The 14,103-nt window shown below is 43.7% G+C and carries 14 protein-coding genes; 5 read left to right on the forward strand and 9 right to left on the reverse strand.

Annotated features, from left to right (window positions below; genetic code table 11):
- Positions 1-32 precede the first annotated feature (32 nt).
- The 8 genes from BWI96_RS21265 to BWI96_RS21300 form a co-directional block, all read right to left on the reverse strand.
- A complete protein-coding gene (locus BWI96_RS21265; protein ID WP_307142253.1) occupies positions 33-872 on the reverse strand; it encodes an energy transducer TonB in 840 nt (279 codons plus the stop codon).
- Between the two features lie 93 nt (positions 873-965).
- Positions 966-1,514, reverse strand: coding sequence for a biopolymer transporter ExbD (locus tag BWI96_RS21270; RefSeq protein WP_106638508.1), 549 nt, complete (start codon positions 1,512-1,514; stop codon positions 966-968).
- A gap of 42 nt (positions 1,515-1,556) precedes the next feature.
- A complete protein-coding gene (locus tag BWI96_RS21275; protein ID WP_106638509.1) occupies positions 1,557-2,177 on the reverse strand; it encodes a biopolymer transporter ExbD in 621 nt (206 codons plus the stop codon).
- A 118-nt stretch (positions 2,178-2,295) separates the two neighbouring features.
- A complete protein-coding gene (locus BWI96_RS21280; RefSeq protein WP_106638510.1) occupies positions 2,296-3,135 on the reverse strand; it encodes a MotA/TolQ/ExbB proton channel family protein in 840 nt (279 codons plus the stop codon).
- 217 nt (positions 3,136-3,352) lie between these two features.
- Positions 3,353-3,994: a ribonuclease HII gene (locus tag BWI96_RS21285; protein WP_106638511.1), complete on the reverse strand. Its 642-nt coding sequence runs from the start codon at positions 3,992-3,994 to the stop codon at positions 3,353-3,355.
- A gap of 212 nt (positions 3,995-4,206) precedes the next feature.
- A complete protein-coding gene (locus BWI96_RS21290; protein WP_106638512.1) occupies positions 4,207-5,226 on the reverse strand; it encodes a VWA domain-containing protein in 1,020 nt (339 codons plus the stop codon).
- 38 nt (positions 5,227-5,264) lie between these two features.
- On the reverse strand, positions 5,265-6,149 hold the full coding sequence (locus BWI96_RS21295; protein WP_198555337.1) for a LapA family protein: 885 nt from the start codon (positions 6,147-6,149) through the stop codon (positions 5,265-5,267).
- A 25-nt stretch (positions 6,150-6,174) separates the two neighbouring features.
- Entirely contained in the window at positions 6,175-7,032 is an 858-nt protein-coding gene (locus BWI96_RS21300; protein WP_106638514.1) for a DUF58 domain-containing protein, read from the reverse strand.
- A gap of 87 nt (positions 7,033-7,119) precedes the next feature.
- On the opposite strand from BWI96_RS21300, the gene BWI96_RS21305 reads away from it, so the two are divergent.
- The 4 genes from BWI96_RS21305 to BWI96_RS21320 are packed head-to-tail and all read left to right on the forward strand — an operon-like array spanning position 7,120 to position 9,034.
- Positions 7,120-7,527: a DUF4296 domain-containing protein gene (locus BWI96_RS21305; RefSeq protein ID WP_106638515.1), complete on the forward strand. Its 408-nt coding sequence runs from the start codon at positions 7,120-7,122 to the stop codon at positions 7,525-7,527.
- A 12-nt stretch (positions 7,528-7,539) separates the two neighbouring features.
- Positions 7,540-8,004: an NADH-quinone oxidoreductase subunit A gene (locus tag BWI96_RS21310; protein WP_106638516.1), complete on the forward strand. Its 465-nt coding sequence runs from the start codon at positions 7,540-7,542 to the stop codon at positions 8,002-8,004.
- Positions 8,001-8,543, forward strand: a complete 543-nt coding sequence (locus BWI96_RS21315) for an NADH-quinone oxidoreductase subunit B (RefSeq protein WP_106638517.1) — start codon at positions 8,001-8,003, stop codon at positions 8,541-8,543. The genes BWI96_RS21310 and BWI96_RS21315 overlap by 4 nt, the downstream gene beginning before the upstream one ends.
- A complete protein-coding gene (locus BWI96_RS21320) occupies positions 8,540-9,034 on the forward strand; it encodes an NADH-quinone oxidoreductase subunit C (protein ID WP_106638518.1) in 495 nt (164 codons plus the stop codon). Before BWI96_RS21315 ends, BWI96_RS21320 begins: the two co-directional genes overlap by 4 nt.
- Positions 9,035-9,069: 35 nt before the next feature.
- Here the strand turns inward: BWI96_RS21320 and BWI96_RS21325 are convergent, their stop codons facing one another.
- Positions 9,070-12,891 carry an AAA domain-containing protein gene (locus BWI96_RS21325; protein ID WP_232793862.1) on the reverse strand — a complete coding sequence of 1,274 codons (3,822 nt, stop codon included), beginning with the start codon at positions 12,889-12,891 and terminating at the stop codon, positions 9,070-9,072.
- Between the two features lie 409 nt (positions 12,892-13,300).
- Between BWI96_RS21325 and BWI96_RS21330 the strand changes: the two genes are divergently transcribed.
- Positions 13,301-14,041, forward strand: coding sequence for a glycosyltransferase family 2 protein (locus BWI96_RS21330; protein WP_106638519.1), 741 nt, complete (start codon positions 13,301-13,303; stop codon positions 14,039-14,041).
- Positions 14,042-14,103 lie beyond the last annotated feature (62 nt).

Raw genomic sequence — 14,103 nt, forward strand, 5'->3', positions numbered from 1 at the left:
ACCCATTATTATAATAAAGTAACTATTGTCTACTACTCAAGTACGAATGAAATCGGCAGGTTAAAGCGAGATTTCACAGCACGACCTGATTGACGACCTGGCTTCCAGCGTGGCATAGACTTAACTACACGCATAGCTTCCTCATCACAACCAAAGCCTAAGCCTTTTTGTACCTGGATATCAGAAATACTTCCATCAGGAGAAACGATGAAGCTTAAGAACACTTTTCCCTGTACGTTAGCACGCTGAGCGGCTGCGGGGTACTTGATGTTTTTACTTAAGAACTTATACATTTCAGATTCTCCACCAGGGAATTGAGCTTGTTGCTCTACTACTGTAAAGACTTCTTCTTTAGCAGCAGGCTTCACCTCAATTACTTCTTCTTTCTTCTTACCAGTTCCTTCCTCGATGGCTACAATTTCCACAGCGTTAGGATCCCCTACTACTGTTTCCTTACCAGCCTGAGCATCAACCAGCTCCGTTTGCTTAGGAGGCTCAACATCGGGTGGAACTTCGGTATCCTCCTTAATTTCGGGAGGCAAGAACGCCGTTGTACTCATCACCGGAACTTCTGGTGGTGGTGGTGGTGGCGGTGGTGGTGGTGGTGGCTGATTTTCTTGTTCTGGCGGAGGAGGAAGCTCTGACATTTCAGCCAGCTTTACTTCTACCTCTTTTTCTTCACCTGCAATCGTTGCAGCAAGCAAACGAGCAGCAAGGAAGGCCGCAACAATCAAAAGAGCAATACCAGTGGCGATCAGGGCATTACGAGACGTCCGGCGACGGAGGTCGTATGCACCATACTCCTTATTACGATCTGCAAAAATCAGATCCTCTAAGGTGGTATCGTTGGTTATTTTGATTATTCCTGCCATGATAATTAGGCAAATTGTTTAAAGTTCTAAGATATTGACTCAAAGTTAAAACTAATAATTTAGTTTTACAACTATTTTATTAGTTTTATTTGATTACTTACCTGCTTCTGCTTTGTCGATAATTTTAATATCGTTCAAATTGATATCGGTAATACCGTATTTGTCGATTTCAGAGATCGCCATTTCGTCGAGTACATCTACTAAAGATTTGTACGAAGCCTCATCTTTAGATTTGATAACTACGAAAAATTTGTCTCCAATTTCAGCCTTTTTACGACGAAGAACGTCACGGAGACCTCCGCTAGCAGCAAAAGATGTCTTCTCAACCTGGGTTGTTGCTACATCTTTACCCGTTCCCTGATACCAATACACTGTATCTTCGCCATCTTTTTTCGCCAACAATACGGTGATTGCTTCGGATTCCTTGATCGGAGATGTTTCTACTTTTTCTTTTTCCTTGTCTTTAGCCGGCATACCCAAGAACATGGTCACCGGTTTTTGTAAGGTAGTAGTCAGAAGGAAGAAAGTAATTAATAAAAAGCCCAAGTCTACCATGGGGGTCATATCTACACGAGTAGATACCTTTTTACTGCGGACTTTACCACCTTTGTCATTCCCACCACCTTGTGCTATCTCTGCCATTGCGTTGTTAGTTTAAAGAATTTGAAAGCGAACTTTCAAGTTCTACATGGAAGTGGGTTTAGTTTCCTGACCTGTGATCAAATTAAAGTTGTTCACATCCTGCTCCTGCATAGTAGCAATTACTTGCTTCACAACTTTATAGGGAGCATTCTGATCTGCTTTAATCAACACTTTATACTTAGCACCCTGGCTGCCGAAATACTGACGAGCGGTTGCAACCCAGTAGAAAAGTTCGTTACGAACGGAATCACTAGGAATACCTGGCTGTACGCCGGGCTTGTTACGCTCAGCAGGATCCATATCCAAGATCTGTTTCATGTTAGCCATTGGAGCACCGAAGTTTTCTGATAAACGGAAAGCTTCTTTTTCGGGATCCGTGAAGGCCACATTATAACGCTTAGACATTTGTTCCAGCATACCCAGACGTACCTGGTGGTTATCAACCCCCATGAAAATCTTTCCATCAGCCGAAACCAGAACCGTAATCACATCGATTGCGGCTAAGGGCTCCTGGGCTACGGAGTTAGGAGTAGTAACCTGAACAGCCTCCTGAGGACGCATCTTCGCTGTTAAGATGAAGAATGTTAACAGCAAGAAAGCTACGTCACACATGGCAGTCATGTCCATTGATACTCCATGACGTTTTACTTTAACCTTTGCCATCGCTACACTGTTTTTATTTTATAACTAAACGTTTCGTTGATCAAAATTATTGGTTCTTCTGAGAAAAACTTCATAACTCTGACAAATTTTAAAGAAGCTCAAACTTCTTTAACAACGCCTAGTAATGAGCAGCGTAGTTGTTAGTGATGCTCAGACCAATTTCATCGATGTTGTAAGTGATACCGTCGATGATGCTGGTGAAGTAGTTATAAGCGATCAAGCAGATAGCAGAAGTACCGATACCTAAAGCTGTGTTTACAAGAGCCTCAGAGATACCAGCAGCCAGAGCCGCTGAATCCGCACTACCTGACTGACCCATGGCAGCGAATGAACGAAGCATACCTAATACCGTTCCGAGCAGACCGATCAGCGTTGCTACCGAAGCAAGCGTTGCAATGATCGTCAGGTTTTTCTCTAAAGAAGGCATTTCTAAGCTTGTAGCTTCTTCGATTTCTTTGCTCAGAGCAACCAGTTTTTGTTCTTTGTCTAATTCAGTGTCAGTAGTCAGTTGCTGATATTTTTTCAGAGCAGCGTTTACTACGTTACCAATAGAACCTTTTTGTTTGTCACACTCTTTCAATGCTCCGTTGATGTCATTTTGGTTCAACAGAACTTGTACTTTACGAACGAACTCATCGATGCTGCTAGTTCCTTTCGCTTTGCTAAGCGTGAAAAGACGCTCAATTGTGAAAGTTAAAGAAGTTAAGAAACAAGTAAACAGAATGGGTACGATAAAACCCCCTTTGTAAACGATACCGAAGAAATCGCCTGGCAGTGGCTCATTGTTATGATCTCCTCCTTCAAAGTGGCTACCATCGCCTAAGTACAGGTGATAGAAAGCTTCAGCAACAATAAACAGAATCAGGATAATTAAACCAGACGAAATGCCCCCCGACTTCTTCTTCGGAGCAGCAGCAGGCTTGGCAGCGGGAGTAGGGGTCTTGGTAGTGTTACTCATTAGTTTGGTAATTTTAGGGTTTAGTGAAACTTTGGTTTGTTGGTGTAAAGAAAAATAAAATTTGATGTTCTACGCAACTACGAAAGATAATTTTGTTTTTGTTCCTCAAAACCGAGTAATGATTCAGCAAATCTACTGTTTTTTTTCTCAATCCCGACGTTAAGGTTTTGTGAAAAATTTTATGAGTTTTTAATAAAATTGTATTAATTAAAGAATATCACAGTGATAAATCGACCAAATCAGTATTTTTCTGAGACGACAAATTCTGTGAGTTTAACACATTTTTTACTGGACCAAACGTCTTTCGGTGCCAATCGGTTACTCCAAACTCTAATAACCCCTTCAAATGCTTCGCTGTAGGATAGCCTACATTCTGCTCCCAGCCGTACATTGGATACTCCAGAGATAGCTTTTCCATGAACGCATCCCGATAGGTCTTTGCCAGAACCGAAGCGGCGGCAATTGACGCATAAATTCCGTCACCTTTGACGATACAGGTATGCGGAATCATGGGATAAGGCGTAAATCGGTTTCCGTCGACTAGTAGATGCTCGGGCTGGGCTTTAAGTTGCTCCACGGCCCGATGCATGGCTAAATAACTTGCCTTGGCAATGTTAAACTGGTCAATTTCAGCGACACTTGCTTCCGCAATTACCCAGGCTATTGCTTCTTTTTCAATTTCTAGTCGTAACCGTTCCCGCTGGGCCCGTTTTAACTGCTTGGAATCGTTTAAAAACTCATTACTATAATCTTTCGGTAGAATCACCGCAGCGGCAACCACTGGCCCTGCTAAACACCCCCGTCCTACTTCATCAAGTCCTGCCTCAACGCTCCCCAAATGATAGAATGACTTTAACATGAATTCTATGCGTTGGTTCGAAAAGTGGGTCTAAAACTAATGTATAAACAGCTAAATATTCAACAATACTATCATAAACTTCGTAATCATAATACATTTTTTTACTAAAAAAATTATTTTTTCTGCCAATAAACTGACTTTCAGTGGGTCTTTGGCTCTCAAAAAACTAAAGCGTAAAGCGAATAAAGCAGGATTATTTGAATTTTACTATATTAATCTTCCAAGATATTTCCAATGAAGGTAGATTTTGCCAGTAGGCCCAGCAATAGGAAGCTTATTGCCCACTTCAGATAAATATGATAAAAGTCTTTAATATCCTGATAATAAGAAGACTTGATGTCTACTTTTTCTAACTGATTGATCTGTTTAAAAACTTTTCGAAGGGCCTCTGCATCCTCCACCTGAAAAAATTTCCCCTTGCTCTGGGCTGCAATTTCTTTAAGCACCCCAATGTCCAGTGTTTCCATAGACATGCCTGTGGTATCTTGTTCAATGGTAGCATTTTCACGGCCAATGCCAATGGTATAGACCCGAATGCCGTAAGCATTAGCTAATTGAGCTGCCGTAACCGGGTCCAGGTTTCCGGCGGTATTATCTCCATCACTGAGTAAAATAGCGACCTTACTTTTCGACTCAGTATCCCGCATCAGATTTATACTATTAGCCAAGGCTGAGCCGATGGCCGTTCCTGCGGTGCTAATGATATCGGGTTTTATCGAAGCTATTTGCTGTTTTACTAATTCATAATCGGTCGTGAGTGGGCAAAGAAAGAAGGATTGTCCGGCAAATACTACCACTCCGATTTTATCCCGAAATCGGCCATTAACGAATTCAGTAGCAACTTTTTTAGCCGATTCCATGCGGTTTGGTAATAAATCCTTCATGAGCATGGAATCTGACACATCCAGAGCCAGTACGATTTCAATGCCTTCAGCGAGGCGTTCTTCCGTTTCAGTAATGATCTGTGGTCGGGCCAGGGAGACTAATAGAAAGCTAATACCTAACCCAATGAATAACCCCGGCAGATGCCTTAGGTATTGAACCCAGCTTGTCTTGACTTCTTTGGGTAGAAAAGCAACATTAAGCCGCTGACGGGCTTTTCCATGAAAAATTCTTCTTAAGAAGAAGAGAAGAGGTACGGCAATTATTCCATACAAAAAATAAGGTTCGGCCCAGTGAAAACTGGTTAACGTATTGAATGAAAGCCATTTGAACGAATACCACTTATCCATAAAATCCTTAATCCCGACGATTCAAAACGGTTAATAACTTATGACTTTTTTTCCAGAATAACCTCACGCTGCTTAATATATGTTCGTACCGCCAGATCCCGCAAGATCCGAAGGGACTCCTGGGTCTGGGGGGAGGTCACTCCCCCATATACGACGGCATCCGTTTCCCTCAGAGCCTGTTCTAACTGCCGGGATTGTGAAAATTGTTCGACCGTTTCTTTGGTCGTAAACGTAGTATAAGGCTTTCCTTCCAGTCGTTCCAGGTATCTTTTCCAAAGTACCACCGCTCGCTCTACATTGATAACCGCCTGTCGGGAATCGGTAGCACCTCTCAGATGCCTTTGAAAATTTCCGCGAAACTCCAGGTGCCTACGCCATAATTGAAACTGCCGCCAGCGTCGCCGAATTCTGGCTCCGAAAAGCCAATAGATTAATCCGCCAAGAATACCTGCGAAAATGAGAATAATAAAATATAATGGATAGTTAATCTGATCGTCCAGTAAAACCAGAGCGGTATTGGATTGCAAACCCGCCTTTTTTGATTTCAGATTTAATAAAGATCGAAGTGGAATGGATTGCAAGCCCGAGTACAGAGCTGTACAATCTTTTTGATTCATTACATACACCGGCAGCTTCAAATACTGCATGGAATCCACTTCAAACGATACCAGTGTATATACGACACTATCCAAACTACCCGAGGCATTGGTTCTGGTGGAATAGTAGTCTCTTTTTAGAAATTGAAAGGGCGTAAAATCATAGGTAGAATCAGGAAAAAAGACATCCAGTCTAGGATCATGCCGATAACTTAACGCGTACTGCACGGGCTTACCTACCTTAATTTCTTTCGACAGAAATTTTCCCTCTGGTTGAGCAAGCACCGGAGATACTAGAGAGAGAGAGAAAATGATAAGAAGAAACAATCCGTTTCGCACAGTGGTAATAGAGTTACTTGACTCGAAATAGTTTGATTAGTTTAGGAGTATAATCTTCCTGCGTATCGACGGATAAATAATTGGCTTTGTACTGCTTGCAAAGCTTCTCCAGCCGTTGTTGATTTTCTTCGAAAACGATACGCGTCGTTTTTCGAAACTGGGCAGATGACGTATTTACCCACATCATGCGGCGACTTTCTTTATCATAAACCGGAATAATTCCCAGCCTGGGCATGTTTACTTCCCGGTCATCATACAAGTGAATCACCACCAGATCGTGCTTTTTAGCCAGAGCTTTTAAATTCTGTTCGTAATCGGTATCGATAAAGTCAGAAATCAGGATCACTACACTTTTCCGGTGAAGAATATTCAGAGCAAAAAGAATGGCATCCGATACATTGGTTTTGAGTGATTCGGGTTTGAGTCGAAATAATTCCAAAATCATCTGATACCCATGCTTCATACTATTAGCCGGGCGAATGTATTTTTCCTTCTGATCTGAAAAACAGTATAAGCCTACGTGGCTAGCTTCGTGCATGGCCGAAAGAGCCAGCACACCACAGATTTCTTTGGTCGTATCCAGCTTCGAACGCTCTTCGCGACCGATGTCCTGCGAAGCACTTACGTCCACCATGAAAAAGACCGTCTGTTCTTTTTCTTCCTTAAATATCTTTAAAAACAGACCATGCCCCTTCGATGAAGCGTTCCAGTCTATAAGTCGGATGTCATCGCCGTACTGGTATTGTCGTAAATCCGTAAACTCCAGCCCCGAGCCTTTAAACACCGACTTAAAGTTGCCGTGCATCTGCGAATCGACCGCTTTTCGGATTCGGATTTCATAATTCCGAAGTTTTGAAAGGAGCTCGTTCATTTTGATTTTTTGGTAAATAAACTGGATTGCAAACGCCAAAGCCCTTGCCTTCCGCCAAAACTACCTAACTTTACCCAACTATTAAACATGAAAACGCGTCTACTTCTCCCTTTATTGGCTCTGCTCATGGCCTGTTCGAATGCTCCGTCTCCGCCAGAGAACCTCATTCCGCAGGATAAAATGGTACAAATTCTTAAAGATGTACACCTGGCAGAACAACGAATCATACGGTTACGTCTGGGTTCGCAGGACTCCTCTATGGTCGCTTTTCAGGTTTTGGAAAAAGATATTCTGGAAAAATATCAGGCTGATACCGGAACGTACCGGGCCAGTTACCGCTACTACATTGCTCAGCCCGATAAGTTCAAAGATATCTACAAAGCAGTAGTGGATAGTTTAACGGTACTGGAAGAGCGAGAGAAGAAAATGGCCCGTGCCGACTCCAGCAAATCCGCCCAAACCCGCCCCGACAGTACGAAGTTACAGGTTCAATAATCCCTTTTGGTTATGGTTACTGATTTTGGTTCTATTCTTCTGTTCTTTATAACGGGAGTAATTTTTCTGGTCGTTATGCTGGGTATTGCTCGCCTGATTCGCCCAAACCGTCCGAATCCTGAGAAACTCAGTACTTATGAGTCAGGGGAAGAGCCGGAAGGAAACGCTAACGTCCAGTTTAATATCCGTTTTTATATTGTTGCTCTGATCTTTTTACTTTTTGACGTTGAATTAGTCTTTCTATTTCCCTGGGCTACCGTGTTCGGACAAGAATCTCTGATTCAGGAAACGAATGGTCGCTGGGGTGTGTTTGCTTTACTGGAGATGTTTCTCTTCGTAGGGATTCTCGCTTTAGGTCTTGCTTATGCCTGGCGAAAAGGACATCTTGACTGGGTACGTCCACAAGCTAAAGTTTCTTACATTCAGTCTAAAGTACCTATGGATCTTTACGGAAAAGTAAATAAGAAGTATCAATGAAGAGTTTTCTTGATAGCCGATTTAAAACCGGCGAAGGCGGCCTGATTCTAACCACGGCGGAAGATTTGCTCAACTGGGCTCGTCTTAACTCGCTCTGGCCTATGGGTTTTGGTCTAGCCTGTTGTGCTATTGAAATGATGCAAACCTTCGCATCCAGCTACGACCTGGAACGATTCGGAATTTTTCCCCGGCCTTCTCCCCGTCAGTCGGACGTAATGATCGTTTCTGGAACGGTAACCTTTAAAATGGCCGACCGAATTCGCCGCTTATACGAACAAATGGCAGAACCTCGTTATGTCATCTCGATGGGCAGTTGTTCGAACTGCGGTGGCCCTTACTGGGAACACGGCTACCATGTGGTAAAAGGCGTTGATCGCATTATTCCCGTGGATGTGTACGTGCCCGGATGCCCTCCCCGCCCCGAAGCTCTGATTGGTGCCATTATGAAATTACAGGACAAAATCAGAGGTGAAAGTGTGCAGGAACCTACTGCTGCGTTATCCCTCGTTGAAAAATTTGAAAAACCAACATTTGCATGACTTTCTCAGAACTTAAATCCCTGCTCACGCATGAGTTTGGGACGGAAGCTTTGATTGGCGAAGAAGAGTTGGTACTTATGCCTAACTTAACAGTTCGCCCTGAATCACTGGTTCCTATTTGTGAGTTCCTACGGAATGATGAACGAACGTATTTCGACTCGTTATCCTGCCTTACCGCACTGGATAACGGAACGGATACTTTTGAAGTTGCTTATAATTTGTTCTCCATTCCTTACGAACACGCCCTTTGTTTGAAAGTAAAATTGCCTCGTCAGGAAGGCACACCGCCTGCGGTTAATAGCGTCAGTGAAATCTGGCGGACGGCCAACTGGCACGAACGCGAAGCCTATGACCTGATGGGCATTCACTTTGAAGGCCACCCGGATTTACGTCGGATTTTACTTCCCGAAGACTGGGAAGGCCATCCGCTTCGGAAAGATTACACTGAACAGGAACGTTATCACGGCATTACCGTCAAATACGAAGCCTAACCAAAAGAGCACGTTTAGAAGCGTGCTCTTTTTTGTTAGTCTGCAGCTCGGTTTTTCCACCATTGCCGACTCCAGATGCGGCGGTAAGGCCAGCCTTTTCTTTGCAGACTCATTGGGAAATAAGCGTGTGCTTCTTTTGAACTCAAACTTTGATAATACAGATCATCGTCGGTTAGAATCAATCCTTCATAAACCGTTTTCTCTTTCTTGACTAAATCTGCGAAGGGTAATTCTTTAACCCAGGAAGGATGCATGCGTTCAAGCTGATCTTTCAGCAACTGGCTTGACTTCAGCTCTTGCACCGCTAAAGGTTTGGGAAGGTATTCTCCCGAAGAAACGCTACGGGCAAAGTTTAAATACGCTTTTAGCAAACGGGGCCCTTCGTTCATAGCCTCTTCTACTTTCAACTGCTCGGGCCACAAACTCGTTACCACATAAATCCGTTGACGGGCCCTGGTAATAGCTACATTCAGTCGGTTTTCCCCTCCTATCTGGTTCAGCGACCCAAAGTGGGCTGACACTTTACCCTGTTCATTAGGGGCATAACCAATGGAGAAAATGATTACATCTCGTTCGTCACCCTGTACGTTTTCCAGATTTTTGATAAATAAAGGTTCTGCCTGAGCCGAAGTAATGTCCAGTTTATCTTCCAGTAAACGCTGCTGGGGTGAGTTGAACGTAACCACCCCCACTGATAAATCCGGCTCCTGGCGAGTTAAGGTCTGAAGCAGAATAACCACAGCCGCCGCTTCGGGTTCATTTTGCTGATCTTTCCATTCGCCTTCTACTTTTATATAGTGAATAGCCCCTGAGTTACGGTTCATTTCCTGGAAATCAGGTAGTAACTTCAATCGATTTTCGTAAAAATGCTGATTCGAAAATTCAATTAAATCCAGCGAACGACTGCGGTAATGGCCTTGTAAAAGTACCTGCGGCAAATAACGAGCCATCAGATCCAGCAGGCTGGTTACTTCTAGTTCAGGAATATCATCGGTGTCCTCGTCTAGTCGAACGCGGTACAAATCAGAAGGTTGCAATTGCTTGCTATCTCCTGCAATTACCACTTGTTTTCCCCGAAACATGGCGGGTAAGCCCTGCTCAGCAAAGCATTGCGAAGCTTCATCAAAAATAACCAGATCGAAAAAAGGCTCTTCCGTTAAGGGAAATATGGCCGAAACCGTTTCGGGCGAAGCTAGCCAACAGGGTACCAGCGTTAATACCTCATCCGTGAAATGACTTAACACCTGCCGAACGGGCCAAATCAGACGTTTTTTAGTAACCTGATGCCGTAAATCCCGGTAAGTTGTCACGTTACCCAGACGGTTCATTTCGAGCGATTGATACGTTTGCTCGCGTAACTGTTTCCGGCCAATTTCTCCGGCCAGCTCCTGTTTTCGCAGCACAGCCTGTTGCAAGTCTTCCTCCATCTGCTGCATTTTCAGGCCGGAAACACTTCGCAAAAGGGGCATTTTCAATTCCAAATGTTCAATCCAGGCGAGTTTGAGGGAGTTCACAAACGTGTCCAGTAACTCATGGCCTGCTCCTCTTTTAATCACTTCGCTCTCCGCCGGACTTAGTTGGTTTTGCAGGGTATCAAATTCCTGCAATAGTTCAAAATCGTTGGTTAATGAGTCCAGTAAAAGGCTGGTTTGCTGAGGCGTCGCCTGAGTAATCCAATCCATTTGAGAAGCCGTCAGGTATCTTTTCCAGCTTTCCTGTTTTTGCCCTAGTTGTTGAAGCAATTGAATAATCTGACTCACTTTATCAGCAAAATTGGTCTGATTCGATTCGGAATGAAATCGGTATAACTCTCCAATTAGTGAATGCGATTTTCGGATGTGCTCATACTGAGTTGAAGCCTCCGCTACCTGCGAAGTTACCCGCTCCCAGTTCTGCCGGGTCTGACTCCATTCTTCCTGCTGAACCCGAATGTGTAACGGCTCTGCCCATTGTTGCATTAACCATTCTACCTCCAAACGATTCAGGACTATTTGTCTAAGTTTTTGTAGATCAGTGTGTTCAAGCGTCAACCCATACGGAGAAGCCTGTTTTTGTAAACTTTCCTTTTCCGAGAAAAATAACCATTTCAGTAAAGAAGGACGGGCCTGAATAGCGGTTTCCAGGGTTTCCAGAAAAGGGCGTAACTCTGAACTTCTAAAACTTTCGCTGGCTATTCCCTGGTTAATCAATTGTTCGATCTGCATACGAACGGGCCATTCTTTCCAGTCAGAAATCTGGCGATAATGCAACCGACGAACCCAAATTTCCCGTTCTGGCGTGAATTCTTTGAGTAACCGTACTAACGCCCTTTCCTCTTTTTGCAGGCTTCGTACTTCTGCCCAACTCACTTTTCTTCCTAAAAAAGCCTGAATCTGTTGCGTAATCTGTTCGATTGCCGCGGGGATTTCCAGCACGGTGGACTTAATAGCTGGCACGTCCTGAAACGTAAACACGCTAAAATCCTGACGATCCTGCCAGGGGTGATTCTGACCGATTCGACTTTGATAACTTTCGTATCGTTTTAACTTTTGCGTCGTTTCTTCGAGCGAATGTAAAGGAAAAGACTGGTACAAATCCTGAAGCTCGATTCGGGGTTTGTCTGGATCGGAGGTTAGGTAAAGCTCTTTTGCTGACACGCCACATGCACTGGTATCGAAGAGAGCTTTTTTGAAATCGTCCAGTTCTTCCTGAATGCGATCAATCTGATTGGAATGCTGAGTAAATTCCCGATCCAATAAAATTGCATCCAAACTGGTATTCAATCGTTTATACTCGTCAATGCGATCAATTTGGCCCGTAATTTGGGTATATAAACTTTTTCGATCATGCTGAAAGTCATGCAGGTTTGCAGCAAAATCCTGCCAGTGGGCTCGCGATAGTCGGTCATAGACGGTATCCAGAGCCGCTCTTTTCTGACTCACCACCAGCACTCGCTTTCCCTGGGCCGTAAAATCTGCGATGAGGTTACAAATGAGTTGGGATTTACCCGTGCCCGGCGGCCCCTGTACCACCAGCGATTCCCCTTTTTTTACCCGCCGAAAAGCCGCTTCCTGCGAAGCATCCATTGGGAAAGGCGTTAAGATGTCGGCCTCACGTATTTTTTTGGAAAGATGGTCCGTGACTTCTGATTGAAACGGTGAAAATTTATCGGCCTCAACCCGCTGTAATAAGCTCTCATAATCACGAACGAGGTACGAACCTGCCTGTGGGAAAATGCCTATAATGGCATGCGGTACTAACCGCAACTCGCCAGATCGTTCCGTTCTTTCGAGATCACTTTTCAGTAGTTTCGGAAAAAATTGCAGTTGATCTTCAAATAAATCGGAGTTGTAATTAAGCTTAAGTGGTGTTGTTTTTAGCCATTCGTACAATTCCGTACGGAAATGCAGTGAATCCTTGGGAAAATCTTCAAAGTCTTTTTCAAAAACTTCTTCCAGTACTTTCAGCCCATTGAAATGAGCGTAAGCCATTGCTAGGGAGCGATTCAGCACCAGCGGCTCATCCCGACGATCCATCACCCACTGGTTTTGAGGATTTACTCGCAGGCCCACTGGCCAGAAAAGCAGAGGAGCCCGAACGACGGTTCCGTCAGCGAACTTCCCCTGAACCAGGGGCCAGCCCAGGTATAAATCTTCGGTTCCTCGCTCAGCTTCAATGAAACTGGCTGTGCGGGCAATGAGTCGCAGGCGGCGGGAGATGTCGTTGACTTTCTGGTCACGCGGGTCAAGCACTTCGCACAGCGGCAGACTACTCTTTCCGGCAATGCACCCTTTGATAAGATGAAACGAAGAAGACCCAGAAAGGAAATCCAGTTCATGAATATCCAGAAATTGTTCTTTAGGCAGGGATAAAAGCACTAAAGAACGGTTTCTTGGGCTCAAGTTTACCAGCCGTCGCTGAAAAATTCGTAAGCTATTTTTCGACCAGAACGAATTCATGAAAGAGTAATTCAGGAGTAAAATATGCAATTGATGGGCTGGCTGTAAATGAACCATCCTCCCTTAATAAAACCAAATCCTGGTTCGTTTATCTGCTTTTTCATTATTTGGTAACAAAATACAGAAACCAAGAATAATTATCTATTAATCAGATATTTATATTCTTATCTAAAACCCTAATGCTCTTTTTCGGTTTTCATAAAATAATGCAAACTTAGGCTCTTCCGAAATTGGTATGTAATTTCAAGGTTTGAAACCATCTTTGCGACCCACTGTTTGCCAAATTCAGCCTTGATTTGAGACCTGTCGTTAGTGTCTTTTTCACCTTATGTACAACAATAAAAAAGTAATCGTTGTCATGCCCGCCTACCGGGCCGCTCTTACCGTAGAACGTACGTATCGGGAAATTCCCTTTGATTTAGTGGATGAAGTGGTTTTGGTTGATGACCATAGCCCTGATAATACCGTTGAAGTGGCACGTGCACTGGGTATTAAGCATGTCATTCGGCATGATATCAACAAAGGCTACGGCGGTAACCAGAAAACCTGTTACAAAAAAGCCCTGGAATTAGGTGGTGACATTGTCATCATGCTACACCCCGATTACCAATATACGCCGCTCCTATTGACGGCCATGATTTCCATCATTGGTAACGATTTATATCCGGTAGTGTTTGGCTCAAGGATTTTAGGAAAAGGAGCGTTGAAAGGTGGTATGCCGATGTACAAATACATTGCCAACCGTTTCCTGACCTTTACGCAGAATGTGCTGTTGAATCAGAAATTATCTGAATATCATACAGGTTACCGGGCTTTTTCACGCGAGGTACTGGAAAAAGTGCCCTTTGAAAAATGCGACGACGATTTCGTTTTCGATAATGAAATGATCGCTCAGATTTTCTGGAAAGGATTCGAAATTGCAGAAGTAACCTGTCCAACAAAATACTTTGACGAAGCTTCTTCCATTAACTTCATGCGGAGTTCCAAATACGGTTTAGGCGTATTGAGAACGTCATTACTGTACCGCTTCTCGAAATGGGGCTTAGGTAAATGGAAAATTCTGGATTAATCGATATAGAGTAACAAAAACGGCGAGCTACTTCAGAAATAGCTCGCGTTTTTGTTACTCTA

It is taken from the genome of Siphonobacter sp. SORGH_AS_0500, from assembly GCF_002838835.1.
Lineage (GTDB): Bacteria > Bacteroidota > Bacteroidia > Cytophagales > Spirosomataceae > Siphonobacter.

Coding starts and splice junctions, on each gene's coding strand:
- BWI96_RS21265 (WP_307142253.1), bottom strand. CDS start 872: ATGGCAGGAATAATCAAAATAACCAACGATACCACCTTAGAGGATCTG.
- BWI96_RS21270 (WP_106638508.1), bottom strand. CDS start 1,514: ATGGCAGAGATAGCACAAGGTGGTGGGAATGACAAAGGTGGTAAAGTC.
- BWI96_RS21275 (WP_106638509.1), bottom strand. CDS start 2,177: ATGGCAAAGGTTAAAGTAAAACGTCATGGAGTATCAATGGACATGACT.
- BWI96_RS21280 (WP_106638510.1), bottom strand. CDS start 3,135: ATGAGTAACACTACCAAGACCCCTACTCCCGCTGCCAAGCCTGCTGCT.
- BWI96_RS21285 (WP_106638511.1), bottom strand. CDS start 3,994: ATGTTAAAGTCATTCTATCATTTGGGGAGCGTTGAGGCAGGACTTGAT.
- BWI96_RS21290 (WP_106638512.1), bottom strand. CDS start 5,226: ATGGATAAGTGGTATTCGTTCAAATGGCTTTCATTCAATACGTTAACC.
- BWI96_RS21300 (WP_106638514.1), bottom strand. CDS start 7,032: ATGAACGAGCTCCTTTCAAAACTTCGGAATTATGAAATCCGAATCCGA.
- BWI96_RS21305 (WP_106638515.1), top strand. CDS start 7,120: ATGAAAACGCGTCTACTTCTCCCTTTATTGGCTCTGCTCATGGCCTGT.
- BWI96_RS21310 (WP_106638516.1), top strand. CDS start 7,540: ATGGTTACTGATTTTGGTTCTATTCTTCTGTTCTTTATAACGGGAGTA.
- BWI96_RS21315 (WP_106638517.1), top strand. CDS start 8,001: ATGAAGAGTTTTCTTGATAGCCGATTTAAAACCGGCGAAGGCGGCCTG.
- BWI96_RS21320 (WP_106638518.1), top strand. CDS start 8,540: ATGACTTTCTCAGAACTTAAATCCCTGCTCACGCATGAGTTTGGGACG.
- BWI96_RS21330 (WP_106638519.1), top strand. CDS start 13,301: ATGTACAACAATAAAAAAGTAATCGTTGTCATGCCCGCCTACCGGGCC.